Annotated in this window: 11 protein-coding genes; 8 read left to right on the top strand and 3 right to left on the bottom strand. The window is 70.3% G+C overall.

Annotated elements, in window-relative coordinates:
* Positions 1-53 precede the first annotated feature (53 nt).
* Positions 54-2000 (top strand): hypothetical protein, encoded by a 1947-nt coding sequence (locus ACQPWU_RS04485; RefSeq protein WP_433437081.1) that lies wholly within the window; start codon positions 54-56, stop codon positions 1998-2000.
* A gap of 71 nt (positions 2001-2071) precedes the next feature.
* Positions 2072-5044, top strand: coding sequence for an ATP-binding protein (locus ACQPWU_RS04490; RefSeq protein ID WP_433437082.1), 2973 nt, complete (start codon positions 2072-2074; stop codon positions 5042-5044).
* Between the two features lie 15 nt (positions 5045-5059).
* On the opposite strand, the gene ACQPWU_RS04495 is transcribed toward ACQPWU_RS04490, so the two are convergent.
* Positions 5060-5482, bottom strand: coding sequence for a YjdF family protein (locus ACQPWU_RS04495; RefSeq protein ID WP_433437084.1), 423 nt, complete (start codon positions 5480-5482; stop codon positions 5060-5062).
* 170 nt (positions 5483-5652) lie between these two features.
* Between ACQPWU_RS04495 and ACQPWU_RS04500 the strand changes: the two genes are divergently transcribed.
* From ACQPWU_RS04500 to ACQPWU_RS04515, 4 genes are all read left to right on the top strand, one after another.
* A complete protein-coding gene (locus ACQPWU_RS04500; RefSeq protein ID WP_433437086.1) occupies positions 5653-6882 on the top strand; it encodes a MurT ligase domain-containing protein in 1230 nt (409 codons plus the stop codon).
* Positions 6872-7585 carry a type 1 glutamine amidotransferase gene (locus ACQPWU_RS04505; RefSeq protein WP_433437088.1) on the top strand — a complete coding sequence of 238 codons (714 nt, stop codon included), beginning with the start codon at positions 6872-6874 and terminating at the stop codon, positions 7583-7585. Before ACQPWU_RS04500 ends, ACQPWU_RS04505 begins: the two co-directional genes overlap by 11 nt.
* A gap of 525 nt (positions 7586-8110) precedes the next feature.
* Entirely contained in the window at positions 8111-8938 is an 828-nt protein-coding gene (locus ACQPWU_RS04510; protein WP_433437090.1) for an ArsR/SmtB family transcription factor, read from the top strand.
* A 2-nt stretch (positions 8939-8940) separates the two neighbouring features.
* Positions 8941-9429 (top strand): SRPBCC family protein, encoded by a 489-nt coding sequence (locus ACQPWU_RS04515; RefSeq protein WP_433437092.1) that lies wholly within the window; start codon positions 8941-8943, stop codon positions 9427-9429.
* Here ACQPWU_RS04515 and ACQPWU_RS04520 read toward each other — a convergent pair.
* The gene (locus tag ACQPWU_RS04520) at positions 9423-9785 is read right to left on the bottom strand and encodes a DsrE family protein (protein ID WP_433437094.1); all 363 of its coding nucleotides are present in this window, start codon (positions 9783-9785) and stop codon (positions 9423-9425) included. The two genes, ACQPWU_RS04515 and ACQPWU_RS04520, sit on opposite strands and share 7 nt — an antisense overlap.
* A gap of 64 nt (positions 9786-9849) precedes the next feature.
* Entirely contained in the window at positions 9850-11985 is a 2136-nt protein-coding gene (locus tag ACQPWU_RS04525; protein ID WP_433437096.1) for a transglycosylase domain-containing protein, read from the bottom strand.
* Positions 11986-12126: 141 nt separating this feature from the next.
* Here ACQPWU_RS04525 and ACQPWU_RS04530 point away from each other — a divergent pair, with 141 nt between their 5' ends.
* Together ACQPWU_RS04530 and ACQPWU_RS04535 are read left to right on the top strand one after the other, a co-directional pair.
* Positions 12127-12615 (top strand): FABP family protein, encoded by a 489-nt coding sequence (locus ACQPWU_RS04530; protein WP_433437098.1) that lies wholly within the window; start codon positions 12127-12129, stop codon positions 12613-12615.
* Positions 12616-12621: 6 nt separating this feature from the next.
* Positions 12622-12918, top strand: coding sequence for a DUF2470 domain-containing protein (locus ACQPWU_RS04535; protein ID WP_433437100.1), 297 nt, complete (start codon positions 12622-12624; stop codon positions 12916-12918).
* The last annotated feature ends 326 nt before the right edge of the window (positions 12919-13244 follow it).

Here is a 13244-nt window from a genome sequence, read left to right on the forward strand (position 1 = left end):
CGGAAAGGGCTGGCCCCTACCCCCTAATGACATATCGGCGGCCGGAGGGTCACGTGACGGACGTGCATCCCGAGCATGCCCAGCTACAGGCGGACCGCATCTACCTGGGCTGGCAGTACATCCTGCTGCATCCCGACCCAGGCCCGCCGCCCAAACGCCCCTCGCCCGCAGAGGAGCCGTCGCCCGCCGCCGCACCCGATGCCGCCGAGCAGGAGCTGCTGCGCCGCGAGCGCCGCCAGGAGGACATGCTCAACCAGCCGGTGCGGTTCTTCCGGACGTTCATGCTGGTGCTGGCCGTGCTCATCCTCGCGGCGGCCGTCGCGGGCTACCTCGCGTGGCCGTTCGCGCTCGCGGGGCTCACCGCCGCCGGAGGTGTGGCGGCCATCTGCAGTTACGCGCTGCTGCAGGGCGACAGGGCGGTCAAGTACCGCGTGCTGGAGCAGCAGGCCAGGGACGAGCGCCTGCGGGAGGAACGTGACAAGGAGCTGTTCCGCGCGCAGGAGGAGCACGCTCAGCGCTACCGCGAGTGGCAGGAATCCAAGGAGCGCCACGACAGGCAGCTCACCTGGTACGCGGTAGCCGTACCCGACGAGATCGACCGCATCGACGTGGCGGGCGGCACGTTGCCCGGCTGGTCGGCGCTGATCACGCTGCTCGGGGCCACGCGGCTCTACAGCGGCGGCCACCTGACCGTGCTCGACCTGTCCGAGGGCGCTATCGCGAAGGACCTGATCGAGCTGGCCCGCAAGGGTGGCGACGACCCGCTGGTCTGGGTGCTGCCGGTCGATCTGCCGAGGCTCGACCTGGGGGCCACGCTCAAGCCTGAGGCGTTCGCGGACGTGCTGGCGCACGTGGTGAGCGTGAGCGAGGAACACCGCACCACGCGCGACCTCAGCTTCGACAACGCGATCCTGGAGCGGGTGCTGGAGGTGCTCGGCGAGAACGCCACGATCAGTCAGGTCACGGCCGCGCTGCGGGCGCTGGCCCAGGTGGGCGACCCGCGTGACGACCTGAGGTTCGGGCTGATCACGGCGACCCAGCTGGAGCGCATCGGCACGCTGTTCGGGCGCGGGGTGAGCGACCGGGTGGTGATCGAGCGGGCCTGGGCGCTGGAGTCGCAGCTGCGCAAGCTGGAGACGCTGGGCACCGAGGCCGTGCGGCTGCCACCGGCCAGGCTGCGGGTGGTGAGCATGGACCGGCAGGCGGGCGTGTTCGGCAACCGGGTGCTCGGCACGTACGTGGCCACGGCCCTCACTCACATCCTGCGCCAGTCCGCCGCCTCCGACCGGCCCTGGTACCACACGATCATCGTGGCGGGCGCCGACAAGCTCAGGGGCGACGTGCTCGACCGGCTGATGGACGCCTGCGAGACCTCCCGTACCGGACTGGTCCTGACTTATCGGTCTTTGACCCCTACGGTGCGGGAGCGGCTGGGCAGGGGGCACGCGGCGGTGGCGTTCATGAGGCTGGGCAACGCCGAGGACGCGCGGGTCGCCAGCGAGCACGTCGGCACCGAGCACCGGCTGGAGCTGGCCCAGCTCACCGAGACGATCAGCGAATCGCTGCCCGGGCTCGACGGCGGCTACACCTCGACGATCTCGCAGATGGACGACGGCAGGGAGACCCGGGACGAGAGCCACGCCGACCTGGCGGGCGACATCACCGAGTCCACCGAGTGGGGCAGGACCGCCGACAAGATCTCGGAGAAGGAGCGGGTGCTGCAGCGCTCGCGCGAGTTCCTCGTCGAGCCGCACCAGCTCCAGCAGCTCCCCACGACCTCCGTGATCGTCACGGACGCCACGGCCCAGGGCAGGCGCGTACGCCTGGCCGACGCGAACCCGGCCATTCTGACCTTTCCCAAGACCACGCTCGGCGAGCTGGAGGAGGTACGCGAGGCCGTGCTGGCGCTCGATCCCAAGGCGCAGGACGGCGATGGAGAGCCCCCACCGAACCTCGGGCCACCACCGCCACGCCTGGACTGGCGCAAGGGCAGGCAATGACATGGTCAATGTCAAGGTGACGAGCTGACGGTTGGCGGAATTTAACAAAGAACCGTCTGTGGGGGAATGAAATGCAGCCGAGTGTCTCGCTCAGTGGGCCCTGGTACCGAATCCAGTCGATCGCAGCACCCTCGCGAAGCTCGTCGGCGGAGTGGGATTTCGTCACCGTGCTGCCCGCGGTGCTGTCGGCCGCGCAGCGCGGCCGGCCGTTCGTGATCGGGTGGCTGTCACGAGGATCCGGCGCGCCGCTCGAGCTCATCACCAACGCGGGGCCGTTGTCGCCGCCGCGCCAGCCACGCAGGTCCACCGACGCGCCTGAGTTTCCGAACGGGCCACAGCCGCTGCTGTTCCCCGGAGGGGCCCGCGGCGTCCAGCTCGACGAGGAGTATCTCGCCGACCTGGCGGACCTGGTGTGGACGCCTTGCCCGGGCCGGCAGGCGCCACCGCTGGGGAGCAAGGGGCGCGAGTTCGACCCTGACGAGCTCAGGCGTCCGACCTTGTTCGAGTCGACGCTGGTGACGCTCATGTCGCGGCCGTTCGCCTGGCTGGTGGTGGCCGAGCCGACCGACCTGCTCGACGCCGAGGTGGCGCACCTGCGAACCCAGCTCAACGTGCTCAGGCAGTACGGCGACGCCTCCGAGCGGTCCCGCTTCGACGCCGAGCGGGCCGAGCGGCGCATGCAGGAGCTGGACGCGTTCAGGGAGGCGGGGCTCTGGAACGTACGCGTGCTGGCCGGGGGCGCCACCGCCGAGGAGCTGCGGCAGATCGCGCCCGTGCTGGTCGGGTCGGTCGAGATGAGTCAGCACCCGTACCGGCTGCGTAGCTCGCACGGCGCGGCCTACTCGCTGTCGGAGGCCCTCGCCATCACCATGCAGGACCCTGCCGACGGGGCCGCCGCGCCGTTCGCCGCCACCGCCGGCGCGCTCGCCGCGCTGGCCGGGCTGCCCAGGCGGGAGGTCCCCGGGGTACGCGTGCTCGAGTCGGGATTCTTCGACGTGACGTCCGAGGCGGACGAGGGCGAGCTGGAGCTGGGGGAGATCCTCGACGGGCAGGACAGGGGGGTCGGGTCGTTCCGGGTGCCGCTGGCCACGCTCAACCGGCACGCGTTCGTCACGGGGGCGACCGGCTCCGGCAAGTCGCAGACCGTGCGTCACCTGCTGGAGCAGCTCAGCAGGGCCGGCATCCCGTGGCTGGCCATCGAGCCCGCCAAGTCCGAGTACGCCGCCATGGCCGGACGCCTCGACGAACCGATCACGGTCATCAACCCGTCGGCCCCTGACGGCGTACCGTTCAGCATCAACCCGCTCGAACCCGAGCCCGGCTACCCCGTCCAGGCCCACATCGACATGGTCAGGGCGCTGTTCATGGCGGCGTTCGACGCCGAGGAGCCGTTCCCGCAGATCATGTCCCTCGCGCTGCAGCGCGTCTACGAGGCGACCGGCTGGGACGTCGTCACGGGCGGCGCAGTGCCCGGCTCGAACGTCCCGCCCAGCATCCCCACCCTCGAACAGCTCCAGCAGCACGCCATGGACGTGATCAAGGAGATCGGCTACGGCCGCGAGGTGCAGGCGGACGTCGAGGGCTTCATCTCGCTCAGGCTCCGCTCTTTGCGGGTCGGCTCGGCCGGGCGCTTCTTCGAGGGCGGCCACCCCGCCGACATCGGCGGCCTGCTCGAACGGGACGTCGTGCTGGCGATCGAGGACGTGGCCAACGACGAGGACAAGGCGTTCCTCATGGGAACGCTGATCATCCGGATCGTCGAGCACCTGCGGATGCGGGCCCGCCGGGAGAAGTCCCACGAGCTGCGCCACGTCATCGTGATCGAGGAGGCGCACCGGCTGCTGCGTGACCGCGGCCAGGGCCGGGCCTCCACGCACGCGGTGGAGCTGCTGGCCGGGCTGCTCGCGGAGGTCCGCGCGTACGGCGAGGGCATCGTGGTGGCCGAGCAGATCCCGACCAAGCTCGTCTCCGACGTCGTCAAGAACACCGCGCTGAAGGTCGTGCACCGGCTCCCGGCGGAGGACGACAGGAAGCTCGTCGGCGCCGCCATGAACCTGAGCGACGAGCAGTCGCGCCACGTGGTCTCCCTGCAGCCGGGCTCGGCCGCGGTCTTCGCCGACGGGATGGACCGGCCGCTGCGGGTTCGCGTGCCGCTGGGGGAGTCCAGGGAGAAGGTGCTGCCGGGGCCGCCGCCGCCCATCCGCGGCCGCCGGTCCGCGGCGTGCGGCGCGGCCTGCCGTACCGGGCAGGCGTGCACGCTGGTCGAGCTGCGCGAGGCCGACGTGCTCGCCGACGCGCCTGACTGGGCCTGGTTGCGGATCTGGTGCGACACGGTCGTGCTCGCCTTCGTCAGCAACCGGCCGCTGCCGGGGGTGCCGCGCGTCCTCGCGGCCGCCTGGTCCGACCTGCCGGCGCGGCGCAGGGAATGCCTGCTGGCGACCCTGATCGAGCGCTCGGTGCAGCGGCGCGCGTGGTCGCTGCGCAGCTGGTTCGATCCTTCGCTGCTCACGGAGAAGGCGGCCGAGACCGCTACACGGCTGCTCGCCGGGCTCGAGGGCGGCGGGGAGCGGCCGGGGGCGTCGTGGGTGATCCCGCAGGTCCGGTGGCTGCACGAGGTGGACAGGCTCTTCCCGTACGGCCAGCCCGCCCCCAACCTGCGCAGCCCGGCGCCTCCCATGGAGTACGCCCTCTTCCGCCAGCCGCCGAACGGCAACGGCTCCGCCCCGGACCTCGTCCATACGGAGCTGCTGGGCCACCGGGCCAAGGCGCTGCGGCACCACCCGCTCTCGATGGAGATAGACCGGAACCGGGCGCTCGCGTGGCGGGTGATCCTGGGGGACGACGAGAGCGAAGGGGTCCAGCGGGACATCACCACGGTGGCGATCGGGATCGAGGCGTCGGCTCGGGTGCGTCATGTGGGGCAGACGATGGGGGCCGGGTGGCTGGAGGGCGTGCTGTCCTGGCCTCGGCGTTTCGTCCTGCCGTTCGACCAGGGCGGTGCCCCGGAGATCGCCTTCGCGGACTCCGCCCCGAGCCTCGCCTGACTCCTCGGCCGGGCTTCACCGGTCGCGGCGGCGCTCGATGCGCTTGCGGCGGGCCACCTCGCGCTTGTGGTCCGCCGCCTGGCGCCGCCGAGCCCGCCGGTCGTCCACGGCCTCCGCCTTGCGGCTCTCCAGCTCCAGCCGCAGCGCCTCCTGGGAGGCCGTGCTCCGGCTGGACACCTTGGCCGCGGCCCGGGCCGCCAGCTTGGCGGCGCGCTTGGGGTTGACGCGCTTGATCTCCCGTCCCTCCGACGGTACAGCGGGCGAGGAGGCCGCCCGCTCCAGGAGCGCGATCCCGTGCCGCTGCAGGAATTCGTACAGCTCCGGGTCGGTCGGCTCGGACCCGAGCGTGAAGCGTGTCGCCCGGACCGTGCCGTCCTCGACGATCTCCAGGACGCCGACCCAGAACGGCCCGTCCAGATACACCGACAGCGTCACCACGATGCCCTCCATGCGGCATGCCGAAATGCCGGCCTGACGAGGCCGCTTCCGGCACACCGGACATCCCGTGGAAGGGCGGATACGGTGAAGCTTCGCCCGGGCTACCGACCGGGCCGCGTTTTCGTGTGCATCTCCAGACTATCCGCCAACGCCGACTAGGATCCTTGGGCATGACCCAGCTTCCTCTGCGGGCCCAGCTCGCCAGCGCCCTGGGCCGCAGCGCGGCCACGCTGTCCAGGATGACCGGGCGCGGAGACGGTTCGGTGATCGGTGGGCGAGTGGGCCTGCTGCTCGAGCCCGATCTCCTGCGCAAGCTGGCCCGTGACCGCAAGCTGGCCCTGGTCAGTGCCACCAACGGCAAGACCACCACGACCAGGCTGATCACGTCGGCGCTGCTCGAGCTCGGTGAGGTCGCCACCAACGCGTTCGGCGCCAACATGCCCGCCGGTCACGTCTCGGCGCTCTCCCAGCACAAGGCCGCCCCGTACGGCGTGCTGGAGGTGGACGAGAAGTATCTGCCGGAGGTGCTCGACACGACCGGCGCGAGCGTCGTGTGCCTGATGAACCTCAGCCGCGACCAGATGGACCGTGCCGCCGAGATCTGGCTGCTCGCGCAGAAGTGGCGCAGGGCGCTGTCCGGCAAGCCCACCCACGTCATCGCCAACTGCGACGACCCGCTCGTGACCTGGGGCGCCTCCACGGCCGCCAAGGTCACGTGGGTCGCCGGCGGACAGCGGTGGAAAGAAGACTCCTGGTGCTGCCCCGAGTGCGGCGGCCCGCTCGACCGCAAGGACGCCTTCTGGGCGTGCCGGGAGTGCACGTTCCACCGGCCGGAGCCGCAGTGGGCGCTCGACGACGACGTGGCCGTCGACCCGCGCGGGCAGCGCTGGCTGCTCGACATCCAGCTTCCCGGCCTGGCCAACCGTTCCAACGCGGTGATGGCGCTGGCGGTGGCCGAAGCGTTCGGGTTGCCGGTGGAGCGCGCGCTGCCCCGGCTGCGCGAGGTCACCTCGGTGGCCGGCCGCTACACCACCGTCGAGCGCGACGGCCGCCACGCGCGGCTGCTGCTGGCGAAGAACCCGGCGGGGTGGCTGGAGGCCTTCGATGTGGCCGACCCGCAGCTGCCGATCATCCTCTCGGTCAACGCGCAGGGCCCCGACGGCCGCGACACCTCGTGGCTGTGGGACGTCGACTACCGCATCCTGCGCGGGCGGCCCGTGTTCGTGACCGGCGAGCGCCGCCTCGACCTGGCGCTCAGGCTCGACGTGGCGGACGTGCCGTTCGCGCTGTGCGGCACGTTCACCGAAGCCCTCGCCATGCAGCCGCCCGGCCGCGTCGACGTGATCGCCAACTACACCGCCTTCCAGCACATCCGATCGGAGTTCGGCCGTGCCGTCTGACAGCGCCCTGCGCATCGTCTGGATCTACCCCGACCTGCTGAGCACGTACGGCGACCAGGGCAACGTGCTCGTCCTGGAGCAGCGTGCGCACCGCAGGGGCATCGAGACGGAGACGATCCACGTACGTTCGGCGGACCCGGTGCCGGAGACCGGCGACATCTACCTGATCGGCGGCGGCGAGGACCGCCCGCAGATCCTGGCAGCCGAGCGCCTGCGCCGGGACGGCGGCCTCCACCGCGCGATCGCCCACGGCGCCGCCATGCTGGCGGTGTGCGCCGGATACCAGATCATGGGCAGCACGTTCGGCGGCGAGGAAGGCCAGCCGGTGGACGGCATCGGCCTCCTCGACATCGCCAGCTCCCGCGGGCCGGCGCGCGCGGTGGGCGAGCTGGTGGCGGAGGTGGACGCCGGGCTCAACCTTCCCACGCTGACCGGCTTCGAGAACCACATGGGCGTCACCCACCTGGGCCCCGGCGTCAAGCCCCTGTCCAGGACCGTCGTGGGCGTGGGCAACGGCGACGGGTTCGAGGGGTGCTACGCGGGTCACGTCGTGGGGACGTACCTGCACGGGCCCGCGCTGGCCCGTAACCCGGCGCTGGCCGACCTGCTGCTGTCGTGGCGGGTGGGTGAGCTGGTGCCGCTCGACGACTCCCGCTACGAGGCCCTCCGCCAGGAACGCCTGGCCGCCGTCCTGCCCAGCTGACCCCTCGCCGACGGCTGGTTACGGCCCGCCCTGCCTCGACCCAGGGGTCGGCTCGGTTGCGGCGCCCGGCCCGTCCGACCTGGCCCAGGGGCCGGCTCTGTTGTGGCGCGCCGCCCGTCCGGCCTGGGCTCGGGGTCGACCGTGGCGCGTCGTTTGCCCGTTCTCGGGGCTTGGCCGTGGAGCGGTCCGCCGACCGGACGCCGCACGTGGACGCGCATTGTGCGTGGTCCCGCACCGCGCTCAGAGGCGTGCCGCGTGCCCCGCCGTGCGTGGACCCGGCCCGCGCCAGACGAGCGCCGCCGCGCGGCTTGAGTGGCCGCGCGCCGCAGTGGACGGCCGGCATCGCCAACCCGCCACCGTCCAGCCCGGCGCCGGATCGGTGGGACGTGGTGCGGCGGAGTTCGGCGCAACGTGTGCGGCGAGACGTGTAACCCACCACCAAAAGAGCGAACAGTTGACATGCAGCCGTTTGGCTGCCTATCGTTCAACATGCAGCCAAACGGCTGCACATTGGGACGGCGGTAAATGGACGAGGTGTTCAAGGCGCTGGCCGACCCCAGCCGCCGCAGGCTGCTGGACAGCCTTAACGCCCGCAACGGGCAAACCCTGCGCGACCTGTGCGCCGGGCTGGACATGGCCAGGCAGTCGGTCAGCAAGCATCTGGCCGTGCTGGAGGCGGCCAACCTGGTGACGACGGTGTGGCGCGGCCGGGAGAAGTTGCACTACCTCAACGCCGTGCCGATCAACGCCATCGCCGAGCGCTGGATCAACCAGTACGACCGCCGGCGGGCCGGCGCGCTCGCCGACCTCAAAACGGCATTGGAGAGTCCCATGACCAGCAACGATTTCGTCTACACGACGTACATCAACACCACCCCGGAACGGTTGTGGCAGGCGTTGACCGAGCCGGCCTTCACCCGGAGCTACTGGGGCGTCGAGATCGAGTCCGACTGGAAGGTGGGCTCGACGATGGTCTGGAAGCAGGGCGGCGTCACGATCGAGGACCCCGAGCAGGTCGTGCTCGAGTCCGAGCCCCACCGCCGCCTGGCCTACTCCTGGCACACCTTCACGCCGGAGTTCGCCAAGTCCGTCGGCTGGAGCGACGAGGCGCTCGCCCGGGCGGCCGCCGAGCCCAGGTCCAAGGTGACGTTCGACATCGAGCAGGTGGGGGAGATGGTCAAGCTGACCATCGTGCACGGCGGGTTCGAGCCCGGCAGCTTCATCCGGGAGTCGGTCAGCGGCGGCTGGCCCGAGTTGATCTCCAACCTCAAGACCTTCCTGGAAACCGGAAAGACGCTGCCGACCATCACCGAGACGGCTCGCTGGGAGTCGCAAGACGAGAAAGGAGCATGATCATGACTACTGACGCACTCACCCTCACCGAGGCCCCCGTCGCGCACGCGGAGATGCTGATCCGCCGGCCGCCCGCCGAGGTGTTCCAGGCGTTCGCGGACCCGGACGTCACGACCAGGTTCTGGTTCACGAAGAGCACCGGCACGCTGACGCCGGGCGCGCAGGTCCAGTGGACCTGGGAGATGTACGGCGCCTCCACGAAGGTCCTGGTCAAGGAGGTGGAGGAGGGCCGCAGGATCCTCTTCCAGTGGAACGACGACAAGCCCCTGACCGTGGAGTTCCGCTTCACGCCGTACGGGGAGGACGCCACGTTCGCCGAGGTCACCGAGAGCGGGCACAGCGGGACGGGCGACGAGGTCGTCGCCCACGTGGCAGCCTCGGTCGGTGGCTTCACCATCGTGCTGTGCGCGGCGAAGGCCCTGCTGGAGCGGGGCATCGAGCTGAACGCCGTACGCGACGCCCACCCCGGCAATCTGGTGACGGGTCAGTAGACCAGCGCCTGCGCGCCCTCGCTGACCGCTTCCTCGACGAACGCCGGAGCGCCCGCGATGCGCACCCCCTCGACCACGTCGTCCACGGTGATGTTCCTGCGGGCCGCGCACTGGGTGCAGAGCGTCACCCGCCCTCCCGCCAGCACGGCATCGAGCAGATCCGCGAGCGGCGCGGCATGCGGCAGGCTGAACTCCTTGGCCCTCCCCGGCAGCGCGAACCACGACGCCTCGCCGGTCAGCCAGAGAGAAACGGGCACACCGCTCGCGAGCGCGGCGGCCGCGACCGTGAACGCCTGGTTGCACCGCTCAGGAGCATCCGCCCCGGCGGTCACCTTGATCACCAGTGATCGTCCCATACCGCCACCCTAACGCCCCGGCCCGCGACGAAGGACTCCGATCGGAGACTCCGCGGAACACTGATCACTCGGGAAGCGCGCCGGGCCGGTCCTGCGCCGTTTCCTGACGGTCTTCGCGGGCCGGTGCGCAGTTCTGGTCACAGCCGCTGAAGCGGGCCGCGTTCACCGGGGTGAAGTCCGAGGCCGGCACGTCCTGCAGCGCCGCCACCATGGTGTCCTTCCAGATCGGCCCGGGCACCGAGGCGCCGGCCACCGCGCCGAAGTACCGGCCGCCGATCGTGACCCCGGTCAGCTTGTACCGCTGGGAGCCACGTGGGTCGCCCAGGCTGACCGCCCCCGCGAGGTCGGGTGTGAACCCGGCGAACCAGGCCGTGGCGTACCCGTCCGTGGTGCCCGTCTTGCCCGCCGCCGGGCGGCCGATGCCGCCGACCCCGCTCATCGTGCCCTTGGTGAACACTCCGGACAGGACGTGCGCGGTGGCGTCGGCCACCTCCGGGTCCAGCGCCTTGCGGCACGACGGCTCGTAAGAGCCCGCCGTGTCCGCGCTCGCGTCGGTCACCTTGGTGATGACCATGGGCGCGCAGTACGTCCCGCGCGCCGCGATGGCCGCGTACGCCGTGGCCACGGTCACAGGGTCCATCTCGTTGATCCCGAGCGTGAACGTCTCGTACTCCTGCAGCGGGCCACCGTCCGCCCGTCTGATGCCCAGCGACTTGGCCGTCTCCACCGTCTCGCACAGGCCGACCCGCTGCTCCAGCGCCATGAAGAACGTGTTCACCGACCCCCATGTGCCGGTCGCCAGCGTCTTGAAACCGGGCGAGCCCTCGTCGTTGGTGACCGTCCAGGACGGAATGCCCATGTTCTGGCCCTTGCAGTTCTTGAACGAGGCATAGCCGGGGGCGGTGTAGGCGTTGGTCACGCTGATCCCGTCGTCGATCTTCATGCCCTGCTCGAGGGCCGTAATCAGCGTGAACGTCTTGAAGGTCGAGCCCGCCTGGAAACCGATCAGCCCGCCGTGCCGCTTGTCCGCCACCGGGTTGTAGGAGATCTCCTTCCGCTTGGCCGAACGGCCGTAGGGCCGGCTGGCGGCCATCGCCTTGATCTTGCCCGTGCCCGGCTCGACCAGCGCCTCGGCGGCGACGGGGTGGTCCGACGCGAACACGTGCCTGCTGATCGCCGTCTCCGCCGCCCGCTGCGCCTTCGGGTCCAGGGTCGTGTAGATCTTCAGGCCGCCACGCTGGAACCGCTGCTCCCTCATCCGCTGCGTCTTGCCGAAGGCGGGGTTGGTGAGCAGCTCATAGCGTACGTACTCGCAGAAGTAGGGATACGGGCTGGCCTGGCATCCATTGGGCGCGTCGACCCCCTTGTAGCCGAGCTTCTCCGCCTTGGCCCGCGCCGCCTGCTTCGGCGTGATCCGGCCGAGCTGCGCCATCCGGTCCAGCACCACGTTCCGGCGCTCGAGCAGCAGCTTGCGAGCCTGCTTGCCGAGCTCGGGGTCGGTGCTGTTGGGGTTCTGGACGGCTCCGGCCAGGGTCGCGGCCTGGGCCAGGCTCAGGTCGGCCGCCGAGACGCCGAAGAAGCGCCGCGCCGCAGCTTCCACGCCATTGGCGCCCGCCCCGAAGTAGGCGATGTTCAGATATCTACGGAGAATCTCGTCCTTGGTGTATTTCTGCTCGACGCCCATCGCGTACCGCAGCTCCTTGAGCTTGCGCGCGTAGCTGGCCTCCAGCGCCTTGTTCTTGCCCTCCTCGGTGCCGGCCGAGTTCAGCAGGACCTGCTTGACGTACTGCTGGGTGATCGACGAGCCGCCCTGGGCGATGCCGCCCGAGCTGAGGTTCTTGGCCAAGGCCCGGATCGTGCCCTCGAAGTCGATCGCGCCGTGCTCGTAGAAGCGGTAGTCCTCGATGGCGACGATCGCCGTCCTCATCACGTCGGCGATCTGGTCCAGGCGTACGACCTTGCGGTTCTCGGCGTAGAACTGGGCGATGCGGTTGCCCTTGGCGTCGTACACGACGGAGGTCTGGGTCAGGGGCGGCTCTTCGAGCTGGGCGGGCTTGAGATCCAGCGTCTCGGCTGCCGAGACGACCAGCGTGCCCGTGCCGCCTACTGCGGGCAGCGCGAGCGCGGCCACCACGGCGCCGGCGGACACGGCCGCTCCGATCAGACGGGCAAGGCTCGACAAAGGGCGCGAAGGGGACATGGGCGTCATGACAGCACAGGGCCATTCTTGCTGTCCAAGACCGATATGCCTTCTTCATCGATATCGGAATGGATATCGAGCGAAGGAGGACCACGCGGATCGAGGCCGTACGGCAGGCCGGGGCCACTACGCTTGGGGAGCATGGAAGAACCTGAGGTGCACCCCGACCTGGAGCACATCGCGTTCCTGCTCGGGCGGTGGGAGGGTGCCGGCGTGGGCGGCTACCCGACGATCGAGAGCTTCAACTTCGGTCAGGAGATCGAGTTCGGGCACAACGGAAAGCCGTTCCTGACCTACGTGAGCCGCACCTGGCTGCTCGACCAGGACGGCAACCGCGTCAAGCCGCTGGCCACCGAGTCGGGATACTGGCGTGCCCAGCCCGACAGGCAGATCGAGGTGGTGCTCGCGCACCCGACCGGGATCGTCGAGATCTACATCGGCGAGGTGGTCTTCCACAAGATCGAGCTGCGCACGGACGTCGTCGCCCGCACCGCCTCGGCCAAGGAATACACCGCGGGCCACCGGCTGTACGGGCTGGTCAACGGCAACCTCATGTGGGCGTACGAGATGGCGGCCATGGGTCACCCGCTCACGGACCATATGTCGGCGGAGCTGAAGAAGGTAGCTTGACCCGTTATGAGCACGCCCTTCACCGCTGACGTCGTCGAGGCGATCAAACGCCACATGAACGACGACCATGCCGAAGACGCGCTGATCATCGTGCGAGGGCTCGGCGGCCGCCCGGCCGCCACCTCGGCGGTGACGAGCGGCGTGGACGCCGAGGCGATCGAGTTCACCGTCGACGGCGGGGAGCGGGTGCGGGTGCCCTGGGGAGAGACGCTCACAGAGCGGGCCCAGGTGCGTAAGGCCGTCGTGCGGCTCTACCGGGACGCGTGCGGCAAGCTCGGCATCGCGGCACGAGGCGAGCACTGACCCGCGAACATGAAGAAGGGCCCCAGGCTTACTCCGCCTGCCGAGCAGGCGGGCCGGATGGACCAAGGCCGGGATAGGATCCCGCCCTCCGGCTGCCAGGGGCCCCGGTGGTTGCCTCGAATTCGCCGTACGTCACGAGACGAGACAACAGTCCGCGGCGTTAGCGGACAACCACCTCGCTAGTCCAACTATGAATCACCATTGTTTGGACCACCTCCTTTCCGCGTACCAAAGAAGCTATGCGCTCCTGCTCGGAGGGGGCAAGTGAATATCGGTGGACCGGCCGGCGGCCCCAGCGCAAGGTGCGGACGATGCGCCTAAACTCA

It is taken from the genome of Nonomuraea sp. CA-141351, assembly GCF_050944675.1.
In the GTDB taxonomy this organism is placed as follows: Bacteria; Actinomycetota; Actinomycetes; order Streptosporangiales; family Streptosporangiaceae; genus Nonomuraea.